General features: G+C 71.0%; 12 protein-coding genes. 3 read left to right on the plus strand and 9 right to left on the minus strand.

Annotation, left to right across the window (positions count from 1 at the left end; translation table 11 throughout):
• Nucleotides 1-2 precede the first annotated feature (2 nt).
• Nucleotides 3-404, minus strand: coding sequence for a nitroreductase family deazaflavin-dependent oxidoreductase (locus Msi02_RS11060; RefSeq protein WP_079319937.1), 402 nt, complete (start codon nucleotides 402-404; stop codon nucleotides 3-5).
• A gap of 28 nt (nucleotides 405-432) precedes the next feature.
• The gene (locus Msi02_RS11065) at nucleotides 433-993 is read right to left on the minus strand and encodes a TetR/AcrR family transcriptional regulator (protein WP_204048244.1); all 561 of its coding nucleotides are present in this window, start codon (nucleotides 991-993) and stop codon (nucleotides 433-435) included.
• Between the two features lie 105 nt (nucleotides 994-1,098).
• Between Msi02_RS11065 and Msi02_RS11070 the strand changes: the two genes are divergently transcribed.
• Nucleotides 1,099-2,697 (plus strand): MDR family MFS transporter, encoded by a 1,599-nt coding sequence (locus Msi02_RS11070; protein WP_204048245.1) that lies wholly within the window; start codon nucleotides 1,099-1,101, stop codon nucleotides 2,695-2,697.
• Nucleotides 2,698-2,766: 69 nt separating this feature from the next.
• On the opposite strand, the gene gnd is transcribed toward Msi02_RS11070, so the two are convergent.
• Nucleotides 2,767-4,188, minus strand: a complete 1,422-nt coding sequence (gene gnd, locus Msi02_RS11075) for an NADP-dependent phosphogluconate dehydrogenase (protein ID WP_204048246.1) — start codon at nucleotides 4,186-4,188, stop codon at nucleotides 2,767-2,769.
• A 350-nt stretch (nucleotides 4,189-4,538) separates the two neighbouring features.
• Between gnd and Msi02_RS11080 the strand changes: the two genes are divergently transcribed.
• Entirely contained in the window at nucleotides 4,539-5,414 is an 876-nt protein-coding gene (locus Msi02_RS11080) for a hypothetical protein (protein WP_079319934.1), read from the plus strand.
• Between the two features lie 41 nt (nucleotides 5,415-5,455).
• Here Msi02_RS11080 and Msi02_RS11085 read toward each other — a convergent pair whose 3' ends face one another.
• The 4 genes from Msi02_RS11085 to Msi02_RS11100 all read right to left on the minus strand — a co-directional run bounded on the left by Msi02_RS11085 (nucleotide 5,456) and on the right by Msi02_RS11100 (nucleotide 9,419).
• Nucleotides 5,456-6,499, minus strand: a complete 1,044-nt coding sequence (locus tag Msi02_RS11085) for a sulfotransferase family protein (protein ID WP_204048247.1) — start codon at nucleotides 6,497-6,499, stop codon at nucleotides 5,456-5,458.
• Nucleotides 6,500-6,689: 190 nt separating this feature from the next.
• Entirely contained in the window at nucleotides 6,690-7,208 is a 519-nt protein-coding gene (locus Msi02_RS11090; RefSeq protein ID WP_239108293.1) for an ATP-binding protein, read from the minus strand.
• Between the two features lie 433 nt (nucleotides 7,209-7,641).
• Nucleotides 7,642-8,736 carry a sensor histidine kinase gene (locus Msi02_RS11095; protein WP_204048248.1) on the minus strand — a complete coding sequence of 365 codons (1,095 nt, stop codon included), beginning with the start codon at nucleotides 8,734-8,736 and terminating at the stop codon, nucleotides 7,642-7,644.
• A gap of 17 nt (nucleotides 8,737-8,753) precedes the next feature.
• A complete protein-coding gene (locus tag Msi02_RS11100) occupies nucleotides 8,754-9,419 on the minus strand; it encodes a response regulator transcription factor (RefSeq protein WP_204048249.1) in 666 nt (221 codons plus the stop codon).
• A gap of 301 nt (nucleotides 9,420-9,720) precedes the next feature.
• Here Msi02_RS11100 and Msi02_RS11105 point away from each other — a divergent pair, with 301 nt between their 5' ends.
• The gene (locus Msi02_RS11105; RefSeq protein WP_204048250.1) at nucleotides 9,721-10,725 is read left to right on the plus strand and encodes a hypothetical protein; all 1,005 of its coding nucleotides are present in this window, start codon (nucleotides 9,721-9,723) and stop codon (nucleotides 10,723-10,725) included.
• 215 nt (nucleotides 10,726-10,940) lie between these two features.
• Here the strand turns inward: Msi02_RS11105 and Msi02_RS11110 are convergent, their stop codons facing one another.
• Both Msi02_RS11110 and Msi02_RS11115 read right to left on the minus strand, forming a co-directional pair.
• Nucleotides 10,941-12,197, minus strand: a complete 1,257-nt coding sequence (locus tag Msi02_RS11110) for a hypothetical protein (protein WP_204048251.1) — start codon at nucleotides 12,195-12,197, stop codon at nucleotides 10,941-10,943.
• A 154-nt stretch (nucleotides 12,198-12,351) separates the two neighbouring features.
• Nucleotides 12,352-13,845, minus strand: coding sequence for an LLM class flavin-dependent oxidoreductase (locus Msi02_RS11115; protein ID WP_204048252.1), 1,494 nt, complete (start codon nucleotides 13,843-13,845; stop codon nucleotides 12,352-12,354).
• Between the last annotated feature and the right edge of the window lie 47 nt (nucleotides 13,846-13,892).

Genomic DNA, 13,892 nt, shown 5'->3' on the forward strand with positions numbered 1-13,892 from the left:
CCCTACACGCGCTCGATGACGACGATCGGGATCTCCCGGTCGGTCTTGGTGGCGTACTCGTCGTACGCGGGCCAGGTGGCGGTCATCGTCCGCCACATATCCGGTCGTTCCTCGGAGGTCGCCGTGCGGGCGCGCGCCTTGAACCTGTCCCCCTTGATCTGGAACTCCACCTCAGGCTCGGCCTGGAGGTTGAGGTACCACAGCGGGTGCTCGTCGGCCCCGCCCTTGGAGGCGACCACCAGGTAGGCGTCGCCGTACGGCTGGTAGATCAGCGGGGTGCTGCGGGGCTGTCCCGACTTGCGGCCCTTCGTGGTGAGGATGGCCACCGTGGTGCCCTGCCAGTCGTGGCCTTCCTCACCGTCGGTCTCGATGTAGCGCTTGACGTGTTCCTGTCCGAAAAGCATGGTCGATCACCTTCCCATCAGAGAGGGATCAACCGTCTGAGCCGTCGGCCAATTCCAGGGCGACCTGCAGTCCCGCCGCGGCCCGCTCCTCCTCGGTCGCCGACTCGTCGCGGAGGAAGAACCAGGCCGCGTGCATCGCGAACAGCGCCATCGAGCGCCTGAGCCTGACCGGCAGCGGGTCGTCCGGCTCGCACAGCGTCTGCATCAGTTCGCCCATGCGCTCGCGCATCAGGTCGACCTTGGCATGGCCCTGCAGCGCCGTCTTGTTGCGGTCCATGAACTGCATGACCTCGTGGTGGCGTCCGCGGGTCATCTCGGCGGAGTAGCGGCGGATCACCTCCCGGCGCGTCTCCGGAGTGCGGGGGTGCCCGTTCGCCCACGCGATCAGCTCGTCCAGCGCCTTGACGCGGTCTTCGATGAGGCTGGCGACGATGTCCTCTTTGGTGCGGAAGTGGTAGTAGAGTGCCGCCTTGGTCACGCCGAGGGCCTCGGCTATCTCCCGGAGCGACGTCGCCTCGTACCCCTGCTCGGTGAAGAGCCTGATCGCGACCTCCTGGATGCGGCTGCGTGTGTCGGTATGAGCACCCATTCCCTGCTGTCCCTAAATAACTTGACGGCCGGCAAGTAAGGACAATACCGTGCCTCGGGCACTAGCCTGTCGGCAAGTAAGTAAATTCGTTCAAAGGGGGCACCCATGACCACGGAGACCGCGGCCGCGCCCGGCCGGTCCCGGGAAGTGATGATCGTCTTACCCGGTCTCATGCTGGCGATGATGCTGGCGATGCTGGACAACATGATCGTCGGCACCGCGATGCCGAGGATCGTCGGGGAGCTCAAGGGCCTGGACTACTTCACCTGGGTCACCACCGCGTACGTGCTGGGCACCACGGTCTCCACGCCGATCTGGGGCAAGATCGGCGACCTCTACGGCCGCAAGAACATCTTCCTGAGCTCGATCGCCATCTTCCTGGTCGGCTCCGCGCTGTGCGGCATGGCCGGCTCGTCGCTGTTCGGCGGCACCGGCGACGGCATGATCGAGCTGATCGCGTTCCGGGCACTGCAGGGCCTCGGCGCCGGCGGGCTCATCGTCGGCGTGATGGCGATCATCGGGGACCTGGTCCCGCCCCGTGAGCGTGGTCAGTACCAGGGCATCATGGCCGCGATCATGTCGCTCGCCATGATCGCGGGGCCTCTCGTCGGCGGTTTCATCACCGACCACCTGAACTGGCGCTGGGCCTTCTACGTGAACCTCCCGCTCGGCGGCGTGGCGCTGATCTGGCTGATCCTCAAGCTGCACCTGCCCAGGCACCGCACCGAGCACCGCATCGACTGGCTCGGCGCGGCCGTCCTCACCGTGGCGATCACCGCGATCGTGCTGATCACCTCGTGGGGCGGCCAGAAGCACGGGTACCCCTGGGGCTCGTGGCAGATCCTTGGGCTGGCCGCCCTGGCGGTCGTCGCGCTGGCCGTGTTCATCCCCGTCGAGCGGCGCGCGGCCGAGCCGATCCTGCCGCTGCACGTGTTCGCCAACCGCAACTTCACGCTGATCAACGTGCTCGGCTTCCTGCTCGGCTTCGCGATGTTCGGCGCGATCACCTTCCTGCCGATGTTCCAGCAGATCGTGCAGGGCTCCACGGCCACCAACTCCGGCCTGCTCCTGCTCCCGATGATGGCCTCGTCCATGGTCGTGTCGCTGTTCGTCGGCAAGGCGATCACCCAGACCGGGAAGTACAAGAGCTACCCGGTGATCGGCGGAGTGATCATGGCCATCGGCATGTGGCTGCTGTCGACGCAGGACGTCCACACCCCGGCCTGGCGGACCGGCGTCTACATCGCCGTCCTCGGTCTCGGCATGGGCTTCCTGATGCAGACGACCATGCTGATCGCGCAGAACAGCGTCGAGCAGAAGGACATCGGCGTGGCCAGCAGCGCCTCGACGTTCTTCCGCTCCATCGGCGGTTCGTTCGGCATCTCGCTGTTCGGCGCGATCTTCAACAACCGCCTGGCCGACGAGATCGCCGCAAAGCTCGGCCCCCAGGCGGCCTCCCTGGCGGCCTCCGGCGGCGGCCAGATCGACCGGAGGGTGCTCGAGCAGCTTCCGCCGCCGGTCAAGGCCGGGTTCCTGGACGCGCTCGCCAACACGATCGGCACCGTCTTCCTGTGGTCGGTCCTGTTCGCCGCGCTCGTCCCGGTGATCGCCGCCTTCGTCAAGCACGTCCCGCTGCGCAGCGGCGCTCCCGGCGCCGCCGGGGGCGAGAAGGCGGAGCCGATGGCCGCCGCCGCCTTCGAGTGACCTGACTCAAAGAGCCGGTACGGCGCACGCCCCACCCGGGCGTGCGCCGTACCGCGTTCTCCGGGGTGGTCAGGCGGGCCGCTCGGCCCGGTCTCCCGACCAGTCGGTGTGGAAGGAGCCCTCCCGGTCGACCCTCCGGTAGGTGTGGGCGCCGAAGAAGTCACGCAGCCCCTGCAGCAGCGCCGCCGGGAGCCGGTCGCGGCGCAGCCCGTCGTAGTAGGCGAGCGCCGAGGAGAAGCCCGGCGTGGGCACCCCGATCGTCGCCGCCGTCGCCACGACCCGCCGCCACGACTCCTGGGCCTCCTCCAGCGCCTGGGCGAACGTCGGGTCCACCAGCAGCGTCGGCAGGTTCGGATCCGCGTCGTACGCCGCCCTGATCCGGTCGAGGAAGCGCGCCCTGATGATGCAGCCGCCGCGCCAGATCGTGGCCATCTCGCCCAGGTTCAGGTTCCAGCCGTACTCCGCGCTCGCGGCGGCCATTTGGTCGAACCCCTGGGCGTACGCGACGACCTTGGAGGCGTACAGCGCCCGCCGCACGTCCTCGACGAGGGCGGAGTCGCCGGCCGTGCCGGAGGGGCCGGTGAGCGAGCGGGCGGCGGCCCGCTGCTCGGGGTGACCCGACAGCGCCCGGGCGAACACCGCCTCGGCGATGCCGGTGACCGGGACGCCGAGGTCGAGGGCGCTCTGCACGGTCCAGCGGCCGGTGCCCTTCTGCTCGGCCTGGTCCTGCACGACGTCCACGAACGGCTTGCCCGTGGCGGGGTCGGTGTGGCCCAGCACCTCGGCGGTGATCTCGATGAGGTACGACTCCAGGTCGCCCCTGTTCCACTCGCGGAAGACGTCGGACAGTTCCTTCGGGTTCAGCCCGAGGGCCTGCCGGAGCAGGTCGTACGACTCCGCGATGAGCTGCATGTCGGCGTACTCGATGCCGTTGTGCACCATCTTGACGAAGTGGCCCGCGCCGTCGGGGCCCACGTGCACGCAGCACGGCACCCCGTCGACCTTCGCCGCGATGTCCTCGAGCAGGGGGCCGAGCGTCTCGTACGCCTCGGCGTCGCCGCCGGGCATGATGCTCGGGCCGTTGAGCGCGCCCTCCTCGCCGCCCGAGATGCCGGTGCCGACGAAGTGGATGCCCCGCTCGCGCAGCGCGGCCTCCCGGCGGCGGGTGTCCATGTAGTGGGCGTTGCCGCCGTCGATGATCATGTCGCCCGGCTCCATGACCGCGGCGAGTTCCTCGATCACGGCGTCGGTGGGCGCCCCGGCCTTGACCATGATGATCGCCTTGCGGGGCCGTTCGAGAGAGGCCACGAACTCCTCGATCGTGCCCGCGGGCAGGAACGCGCCCTCGTCGCGGTGCTCCTCCATGAACCGGGTCGTACGGCTCTCCGTGCGGTTGTGCACCGCGACCACGTGACCGTGGTGGGCGAAGTTCCGGGCGAGGTTGCGACCCATGGTCGCCAGGCCCGTCACTCCGATGTCTGCCTTGTCCATGTGTACAGTCATACCGTTCTCGGGTACGGGCGACCGGCCTCGGGTGGGCGTGTTCCGCGGCCGGTCGTGGTGAGCAGCGCTTTCGGCAGCCGTAGCCGTCGGCCGTGTGGGCGGCGTACGCGCCGGACCCGCCGGGCGCCACCCGACTTTTCCGCAGGTAGGGGCGCGCGCAGTAGCACATCTGCCCTATCCTGACAAAACCCGCAAAGCAAGCGGGTTTTGTATAGACATGGCCGTCCGATGGCGAGGACACTTGGCCTCCCGCCGGACCGCTGGTAAGTCACTACAGCCAAGAAGGGCCGGCGCGAGCCGGTCCCGCCCACCGTCGTCGCTCACTACGGAGAAGAGACGTGTTCGCACCGAAGCCGGAACGGTCAGTCGTCGCGGTTCCTCCGCCCGGAGACGGGCCCGGATTCTGGGCGGGCGCGCCCAGCGCCGTGAGCCGGGACGGATGGATCTACCTGGCCTATCGGCTGCGCCGGCCGCTCGGCGACGGGCGCGGGTACGCCGTGGAGATCGCCCGCTCGGCCGACGGCGAGCGGTTCGAGAAGATCCTCACGATCACCAAAGAGGAGATGAAGACCGAGTCACTGGAGCGCCCGACGCTCGTGGTGACGCCTGAGGGCAGGTGGCGCCTGTACCTGAGCTGCGCCACGTACGGCACCAAGCACTGGCGGGTCGAGATGATCGAGGCCGCCGGGCCGGCGGAGTTCGACCCCGCCGACGCGCGGGTGGTGCTGCCCGGCGACCTCAAGACCGGCGTCAAGGACCCCGTGATCCTCCATCACGGCGGCGTGTGGCACCTGTGGGCGTCCTGCCACCCCCTGGAGGACCCCGACGAGGCCGACCAGATGGTGACCGACTACGCCACCAGCGCGGACGGCGTCGAGTGGACCTGGCAGGGGACCGCGCTCGACCGGCGGCCGGGCGAGTGGGACTCGCGCGGCGTACGGGTGAGCGCGGTCACGTTCAGCGGCGGGACCGTCATCGCGTACTACGACGGCCGCGCGTCGGCGGAGGAGAACTACGAGGAGCGCACGGGCGTGGCCATCGGCCCCGACCCGTCCACGCTCACCGCCACCGGAACCGCCCCCGTCGCCCAGTCGGAGCACGGCGGGGGAGGGCTGCGCTACCTGTCGATCGTGCCCGTGGCGGGGGGCCACCGCCTGTACTACGAGCTGACCCGCGCCGACGGGGGCCACGAGCTGCGCACCGAGCTGCGCTGATCATCTCGGGGCGGTCGCGGCGGGCGGGCCCGGATGGGGGTTCACGCCCCGATGGGATCGCCTCCCGGCGGGCCGTCCACGCCGGGCGGCCGGGCGGGGTCGGAGGCGCTTCTGAGGCGACCGTTGCGGGCCTGCCGCTGGCCGGACGGCCGCGCGCCGACCAGGCCGCCCGACCGCTCCCTGGGGCGCAGCCAGTCGCCGAAGTCCTCGCCGAAGGAGTCGCGGCCCAGCAGGTCGCGCAGCAGCGCGATGTCGGCGGCGAAGTAGGCGAGCAGCTCCTGGCGCTGCTCCCAGGTGAGCGGCCGCCGGGGCTGCCCGTCGCGCTGCAGCACCCGCTCCAATGGCGCGGTGAGCCGCTGGCCCAGCAGCGGATCGCCGAGCCGGGCGAGCCGGGCCAGGATGCGGTGCCTGCGGCTGTGCCGCGGATGGGCCGTGACGTTCTCCCTGGGCACCTCGCTGATCAGCCCCTGCTCCACCCCGAGGAACGCGCAGATCCGGTCGAGCGTGGCGGCGGGGCGGTCGACCAGGTCGCGGTAGCGGAAGACCAGCACCTGCTCGCGGGGAAACAGCGTGAACAGGTGCTCGAGCTGCTCGCCGTACCGGCCGAGGCCGACGTAGTGCCAGAACGGCGACCAGCCGTCGGCGATCCGCCGCTTCTCCGCCGCGCACGCCTCGATGACGTCGCCGATCGGCTCCAGGCCTGCCGACCACAGATGGGTCCAGTTGGAGTGCGCGCGCTCCACGGGGTCGCGCAGCGAGACGATGAGTTTCGCGTCCGGGATCGCCTCGCGGATCCGCCGCTGGGCCGCGCGGTCGTACAGGTAGAAGGGGGTGGACTCGCCGCGCAGCGCCCCCGGCGGCGCGTCCGCGAACAGCGCCTCGTAGTCGGCGCGCCGCCACACGTGCTCGCGGTAGGTCTCCGCGTCCCCCGGCCCGCCCTTCGCCGGAGGCGGGCCGTCGGTGAGGAAGAACTTCGGCTCCTTCACGGGAGACATGAACAGCCGGGGATGGCGGGCCAGCGCCGCGTGCAGGGCCGTGGTGCCGGCCTTCGGCACCCCGATGACCAGGAAGTCGGGCAGGGCCATGGGAGTCCTCCTACTTTCCCGATTTATTAGGTTGGTTTTGCCCCTTCCTTGCCTAAAAAATCACCCGACCTGGGTGTAGTACCACCGAAACAGGTGCCGATGCCGTATCTCGGCCCCAATTTGGGCGCCACGGCTCCCCGCCTGGCGCGCCCGGCAGGGTCGCCCGCGACCGGGAAATCGAAAGGCCGGGTCAGATGGAGGTCGCGCCGGGCGTCGCGGCGGCCGGTCGCACCCACACGGCCGGCCGGTGGCGGGCGAGCGCGGCGGAGCGCCGGTCGCCGTCGGACCAGACCTCGAACCACACCTCGTTGCGGCCGCCCTCGCGGACCAGCCCCCACCGGTCGGCCAGGAGGTCCAGCAGCGGCAGCCCGCGACCGCCCTGGCTTGACCCGTTGGGGAGCGGGTGACCGGCGCACGGCGGCCCGGCCGAGCCGTCGTCCTCCACGCAGACCCGCACGCGGTCGGGCAGGCACGAGACGGTGACGGTGAAGGTGCCGCCGTCCCCCGAACGGGAGTGGACGACCGCGTTCGTCGCGATCTCGCTGGTCAGCAGCACGCAGTCGTCGTGCCGGGGATGGCCGCGTCCGAGCGCGGCCGACACGAGCCTGCGCGCCCGCCCCACCTGGTCCCGCCCACCCGCGAGCCGGGCCACGCGGTTCCCCGCGCCGTCCCCCGAGATCTCCATGAGCTCCTCCCAACGCGTGGCCATGTGGCCGCCGCAGGAGAGGACGTCCGCCCCCGCGCCCGCGATGTCACGGGAAAGTAGGAGTCTGCTTGCCCCGCTATGCCGGGAAAGCGACCCCGCCACCCGCGTCCTCCGGGCGGCGACCGGAAGCCGGCCGGAACCTACAGGGAGGCCCCGCGCAGGGGGGGCAGACGACTCAGCCGGGAACGGTGTCGGCCCCCACGGACCACCGCCGTCGCCCGCTTCGCCGGCCCGGCCGTCGGCGCCGTACTGTTCCAGGCCGGGATGTTGTGGTGGGCCTGCGCCGCGACAGGGATCCTGTGGGCGGTGTTCGCCTTCGCCCTGATGCCGGCCGTCGCGCGCCGCGAACAGGCCATGGCGTCGCCGGCGTGAGATCCCGGCCCATGCTCGGGTCCCGCGCCGCCGGCTTCCGCTTCGAGGCGTAGGCCGGGTGGAATCAGCCGAACAGTATCGCCACGTCCAAGCCGCCCCCGGGGCGCGGGTGGGCCGTCAGCTGCGCGCCGTGTGCTTCGGCGACGGCCTGCACGATGACCAGGCCCAGTCCGTGGCCGTCGGCGGTGTGGGTTCGCTGGGTACCGAGTCGCTGGAACGGTTGGAAAAGCCGTCGTAGGTCCTGCGATCGGATGGTAGGGCCGGTGTTGCCGACCGATAGGCGGGCGCGACCATTCGTGAGTCCGGTGGCGATGGTGACGTGTCCGCCGGGACCGTTGTGATGGAGCGCGTTGTCGACCAGGTTGCCGATCATGCTGGTGATCAGGTCGGGGTCACCGCTGATCGGTGCCGGGTCCAGCGACGCCTGAACCGTGATGGTTCGCCGGGTAGCCTCCGCACGGCGCGACAGCATCACCTCCTTGGTGACGTCAGCCAGGTCGACCACTTCCCGGTGATCGAGGCCCTTCTGTCCTTCCGCCAATGTGAGCAGGGCGTCGATCAAACGTTCCTGCCGTTCTCCGAGACCGAGTGCTTCCTCGCACGCGGCTCGCAGGCTGGCCTCGCTCGCGTCGGGGTCGGCGAGTGCGACCTGGAGTACGGCGCGTTGACCGGCCAGCGGGGTGCGCAGCTCGTGCGAGGCGTTGGCCACGAAGTTGCGCTGCGCCGTGAACGAGGAGTCCAGCCGCTCGAACAGGTCGTCGAGGGTGCGCCCCAGCTTGGTCAGCTCGTCGTCCGGGCCGCGCAGGCCCAGCCGGCGGTTGAGGTTGGTGGCCGAAATCTCTTGGGCGGTCACGGTCATGGCCCGCAGCGGGCGGAGGAAGCGCCCGGCCAGCCACCACGCGATCAGTACGGTGAGGATCACGACGATGATCGCGGTGATCACGAGCGCGGCATCGGCCCGCTGGAGGGCCGTGTCGGGAGGAGGGGCGGTGTCCCCGGCCCGCAGGCGGATCTGGTCCCTCCCGAAGAGGAAGCCGGCGAACAGCAGCATCGGGACGACGACGGCCAGAACCAGGCCGGCGTACAGTGCCGTGAGCTGCGCGCGCAGGGACGGCCGGCGCAGGCGGTGCCGGGCGCGGTCGGCGCGGCCGGTCACCATCGGGTCCGATGCGGGACTCATCGCGGGACTCCGATCCGGTAGCCGCCCTCACGGACGGTTTCGATCACCGGCGGTTCGCCGAGTTTGGCCCGCAACCGGCGCACCGTCGTCTTGACGGCCGTGGTGAACGGGTCGGCGGCCTCGTCCCAGACCCGTTCCAGCAACTCCTCCGAGGACATGACCCGGTCACCTGCAGCGAGCAGGCATTCCAGCAGGGCGAACTCCTTCGGGGTGAGCTCCAAGCGCCGTCCGCCGCGAAAGGCCACCCGCCGGCTCGGGTCCAGGGTCAGATCCTCCGCCTGGAGGATCGGAGGCACGGCGGGCGCCGAGCGGCGCCCCAGCGCGCGCACGCGGGCCACGAGTTCGATGAAGTCGAACGGTTTGGGCAGGTAGTCGTCGGCGCCCAAACCCAGGCCCTCGACTCTGTCTCGCACGGTGCCTGCGGCGGTGAGCATCAGCACCCGCGACCCGGCGCCGCCGGCGGCGATGTGACGGCACACGTCGTCGCCGGGTGTGCCGGGCAGGTCACGGTCCAGCACCACCACGTCGTATCGGGTGCCGGCCAGGTGGGCCAGAGCGTCGTCGCCGTCGAGAACGACGTCCACCGCCATGCCCTCGCGGCGCAACCCGGTACCGATCGTCCTGGCCAGAACCTCGAAGTCTTCGACGACCAGAACTCGCACGACCGTCCTCCTTCTCGTTGGCGGTGCCGCGTTCGGCAGGCGCGACCGCACTGCTCACGATGCCAGGGATCCGGTGTCGGCCGGGTGTCAGCCGCTGACACCCGGGCGACACCGGCCGTGCCGTACAACCATCCCGGAGAGGCGTCCACGAGAGGCACGACCCGTGAGCACGGTGTCCGTCACACGAGCGAATCCCCTTCGGAAAGGACCAGACGTGAGAGATCCACGGTTGACGCGGCGTAGGTTCCTCGCCGTCACCGGTGCCGGTACGGCAGCCGGCGGACTGCTGACGACCAGCTCGGTGGGCAGCGGCGGCGGACTGCTGACGACCGGCTCGACGGGCAGGGCCGACGCGGCCGCACGGGACCTCACCCAGGCGGTGCTCGCGGCCTTCGAGCGCCACCGGCTCGTTGCGATCGGTGAGTCACACGGCCAGCAGGAACACGGTGACGCGCAGCAGATGCTGCTTGCAGATCCGCGGTTGCCGCAGGTCGTCGACGACATCGTCGTCGAGTTCGGCAACGCGCTGTACCAGCCGATCGTTGACCGGTTCGTCGCCGGTGCGGCCGTCGACGACCAAGTGTTGCGGCAGGTCTGGCGGAACACCACGCAGTCGCCCGTGGCCACCGGCGACCAGCCGATCCGTGAACAGTTCTTCCGGACCGTCCGCGCCGTCAACTGGACGCTGCCCGCGGAGCGAAGGATCCGGGTGCTGCTCGGGGATCCGCCGATCGACTGGTCCCACATCACCACCCAAGACCAGGTGGATGTCTTTCTCGCCCAGCGTGACGCCCACATGGCGTCAGTGGTGGAACGGGAAGTGCTCGCCAAGAGACGCCGGGCACTGATCTGCTACGGCAGCGGGCACGTGATGCACTCGCCGGAGCCAGGACAGAACGCCGATCACGGAGTCCCGCTGATCGAGGAACAGACCGGCCAGCGCGTCTACGTGATCGTGGCCGGCAGCCATCCCCGCTTGGTGACCTGTCCACGGCGCACCGTGGTCCCGTGCTCGGGCAGCTGGCTGGAATCCACCGACGCGGGACAGTTCATGGACGCGCCGCGGCTGTGCGGCGTCCCCTTGGGAAAGCTGGCCGACGCCGTGCTGTACCTGGGGCAACGGACGGACCTGACACAGTCGCAGTGGAACCCCGCGATCTTCCTCGACCCGGTGTACTGGGCGGAACTGCAGAGGCGCAACGCGATCAACGGGAACCTCGTCGACCTGGAACAGTACCGGCGGCAGCAGCCGATCACTTTGCCCGCGCCACCTCCGGTGAGCTGCGCGGCCGGCCGCGGCGACTGACAGCGAAAGCGCGGATTCACCCGAGGGTGCTGCCGCGTCCAGCAAGGTCACCGGTGACCGGATCCTGGTCGGCACCGGCCGCACCATGGTGCCCGCCACCAGCGCGCCGGCCATGCGCGCCCAGGTCCACGACGCGGAAAAGCGACAGGGCGGCGGAACCGGTCGGTCCGGTCCCGCCGCCCCGTCTCCGTCGGTGAAGCCGGGCGGGCTCCCCGTCAGGAGTCGTGCGCGGCCGCTCCCGGGGCGGAGCCGTTCACGACGAGCACGCGCTCGCGCTCGGGCACCTCGATGGCCGGGAACGTGCCGGTGTCGACGATCCCGTGCTCCCGGTACGCCGCCTCGATCAGCGCGTACGCCTGGGGTTCGAGCTTCCACAGCGCCCGCCACTCCTTCGCCACGAGGAGCGGGATGCCCACCTCCTGGGCGATGTCGGCGGCCCGGGGGACGTACTTGCGGGCGATCTGCTGGTCCCAGTACTGCCGGGCGGCCCGGAGCTGAGCCGCGCGCTGGGCGGTGTCGACGACGGGCGGCGCCGGCTCGGCCGGGACGTCCTCCTCCTCGTCGTCGATCAGCTCGGCGATGGCCGCGGCGGGCAGCGCCGGGGGAGCGGGCTGCTCGGGCTCGGGCGCCCAGGGGACCGGCGGAGCGAGGTCGATCAGCGCCGAGGTGTTGTAGAGCGCGCCGATCTGGGACAGCAGGGCCTCCTGCCGCTTCTCGTCCACGGCCAGGCCGGTGTACTCCACGGCCTGGTCCATCGCCTTGTCGAGCCTGGCCATCGCGGCGCGCAGCTTGCGGTCGGACGCCCCGGCCTCGCGCAGCGCGCGGACCCGCTTGGCGGCCAGCGCCACCCTGGTGAGCCTGCGGTGGGCGTCCACCTCGCTCGCCGTACGGTCGCTCGCCTCGGCCAGGCCGATCCGGACCAGCACGCGCTCGGGGGTGAGCCGCCAGTTGATGCGGCCCCGGCCGGTGATGCGCACCCGCTCGATGGCCATGCCGCGCTCCCACAGCCAGGCGGCCACGAGCGGCGCGGCGAGACGGAAGACGGCCTCGGCGACGCTGCGGGCGTCCATGCTCGACAGGACGGCCGACAGGGACGTCAGCACCCACACGGCCAGACCGTCGATGCCGGCCGAGTAGTTCTCCCGCATGTTGCGGCGCGCGCGTACGGCGCTGGTGATGACGGCGACCTCGATGAAGGCGAACAGCAGAAGCCGCAGCGGCCCGTCGAACCCGAGGACGTCGCCGGAGAAGCGCCACATGCCCTGTGCGGAGACGCCTGTGGCGATGCTGGCGGCGACGATGGTGAGAACGTCCTCGGTGGGCCGGCCGGCCGCCCAGCGGCGGAACAGGCGGATCAGGGCGCGCAGGGCGAAGAAGGCCAGGACCAGCAAGACCAGGGCGATGACACTGATGAGGATCGTTTCGACCGTATGGGCCGACGCGAAGGCGGTTATTTGGTCAATGGGGGGCATCAGTCACGGTCTCTCGACGTCCGATGGTTTTCCTCGAGATCATTCCAGAACCGCGTCGTCCTGTGGTGCGAAACGCGCCTCCCCGTGAGCAGTCCGTGTCACCGCCGTCACAGGAGCTCGTCGGCTCTTGGAAGCGCGTCCACCTCGCGAGGCGTCAGATGTCCAGATTGAGGCGCGCGATGGGCTCCACGAGCTCCTCCTCCTCGTAGCGCAGGTGCGACAGCAGCACGTCGGACAGCAGGTCCACCTGGTCGCGTACGCCGTCGAGCTGGTCCGGGTCCTCGATCATCGCGACGAGGGCGGCGTCCAGCTCCGTCAGCACGCCGGCGATGACCTCGTGTTCCTGCTCCAGGCGGGCCACGACCGGCGCCAGCGACTCCTGCGCCGCCGCCAGCATCGGGAACATGTGCTCGTCCTCGATCGTGTGGTGGGTGGTCAGCAGGCGGCAGTACGACGCGCAGAACGTGCCGAGCGTCCAGTAGTTCTGCCGCATGGTGAGCTCGTTGATCAGCGAGCGCAGCGCGGCGGCGTCGGAGCGTCCCGCGGCGACCTGCTCCAGGGCGTCCCTGATCTGGGTCAGTTCCCGGCGCAGGTGGTCGTGGATGAGCACGAGCCGCCGGCCGTTCGCCTGCTGCTGCGGCGTGAGCGCGGCGATGTCCCGCTTGGGCAGCCGGGGCCGCGTGCCCTCGTCGAGCACGGCCCGCGCCGGTGTCACCTTCGCGGTCCCGGCCGGGCCCGCGGCGTCCGGCCGTGATCCCCGTTCGCGCTCGCGCGCCACGGCCTCGCGTACGGCGGGGGCGACCTCCTCGGCGAAGACCTTCAGGTCCCTGTCGTCGTCCACTGCCAGCACGAACACGCTCATGCCGTGGCGGAGCGCGAGCTCGGTGAGCCGCTCGGCCCACAGGGCGGGCGGCCCGTCCAGGAACCCCTCCCCGGCGACGCCGGAGAACCGGCCCTCGATGTTGTAGACGCGGCGGATCTCGGCGGGGTCGCGCCCGGCCCGCTCGGCCGCGGCGTCCAGGATCTCGCTCATCGCGCCCAGCTCGCCGGGCGCGGCGTACCCGGACGAGGGCACCCACCCGTCGCCGAGCCGCCCGGTCAGCTCCAGCATGCGCCGCTTGTACGCGCCGAGCCACAGCCCGATCGGATGCGGGGGGAACGGCCCCGGCCGCGCGCCGTCCAGCCGGTAGTGCCTGCCGTCGAGCCGTACGCCCCCGTCGCCCGGGGTCCACAGCGCGCGGAGGACCCCGATGGCCTCCTCCAGCGCGTCCACGGCCTCGCCAGGGCTGTGGCGCGGGCCGCCCATGGCCGCGATGCCGTCCCAGAACGCCCCGGAGCCGAGCCCCAGCTCGACCCGGCCCCCGCTCAGGATGTCGAGGGACGCGGCGGCCCTGGCGAGCACCGCCGGCGGCCGCAGCGGCAGGTTCACCACGTCGGGGAACAGCCGCACCCGCTCGGTGCGCCCCGCGAGCGTGGACAGCAGCGTCCAGGTGTCGAGGAACGCCGGCAGGTAGGGGTGGTCCTGGATGCCGATGATGTCGAGCCCGATCTCGTCGGCCAGCACGGCCTGCCGGACGATCCGGTGATGCCCCGCCGCGTCGGGCGTGAGAAACGCCCCGAACCACAGCTCATGTCCGAAGTCGGCCATTAAATCGCTACCTTTCCGCGTCCCGGACCGGGAGCCTACCTTCGTGA

The organism is Microbispora siamensis, from assembly GCF_016863095.1.
GTDB lineage: Bacteria > Actinomycetota > Actinomycetes > Streptosporangiales > Streptosporangiaceae > Microbispora > Microbispora siamensis.

Coding starts and splice junctions, on each gene's coding strand:
- Msi02_RS11060 (WP_079319937.1), bottom strand. CDS start 404: ATGCTTTTCGGACAGGAACACGTCAAGCGCTACATCGAGACCGACGGT.
- Msi02_RS11065 (WP_204048244.1), bottom strand. CDS start 993: ATGGGTGCTCATACCGACACACGCAGCCGCATCCAGGAGGTCGCGATC.
- Msi02_RS11070 (WP_204048245.1), top strand. CDS start 1,099: ATGACCACGGAGACCGCGGCCGCGCCCGGCCGGTCCCGGGAAGTGATG.
- gnd (WP_204048246.1), bottom strand. CDS start 4,188: ATGGACAAGGCAGACATCGGAGTGACGGGCCTGGCGACCATGGGTCGC.
- Msi02_RS11085 (WP_204048247.1), bottom strand. CDS start 6,499: ATGGCCCTGCCCGACTTCCTGGTCATCGGGGTGCCGAAGGCCGGCACC.
- Msi02_RS11090 (WP_239108293.1), bottom strand. CDS start 7,208: ATGGCCACGCGTTGGGAGGAGCTCATGGAGATCTCGGGGGACGGCGCG.
- Msi02_RS11095 (WP_204048248.1), bottom strand. CDS start 8,736: ATGGTGACCGGCCGCGCCGACCGCGCCCGGCACCGCCTGCGCCGGCCG.
- Msi02_RS11110 (WP_204048251.1), bottom strand. CDS start 12,197: ATGCCCCCCATTGACCAAATAACCGCCTTCGCGTCGGCCCATACGGTC.
- Msi02_RS11115 (WP_204048252.1), bottom strand. CDS start 13,845: ATGGCCGACTTCGGACATGAGCTGTGGTTCGGGGCGTTTCTCACGCCC.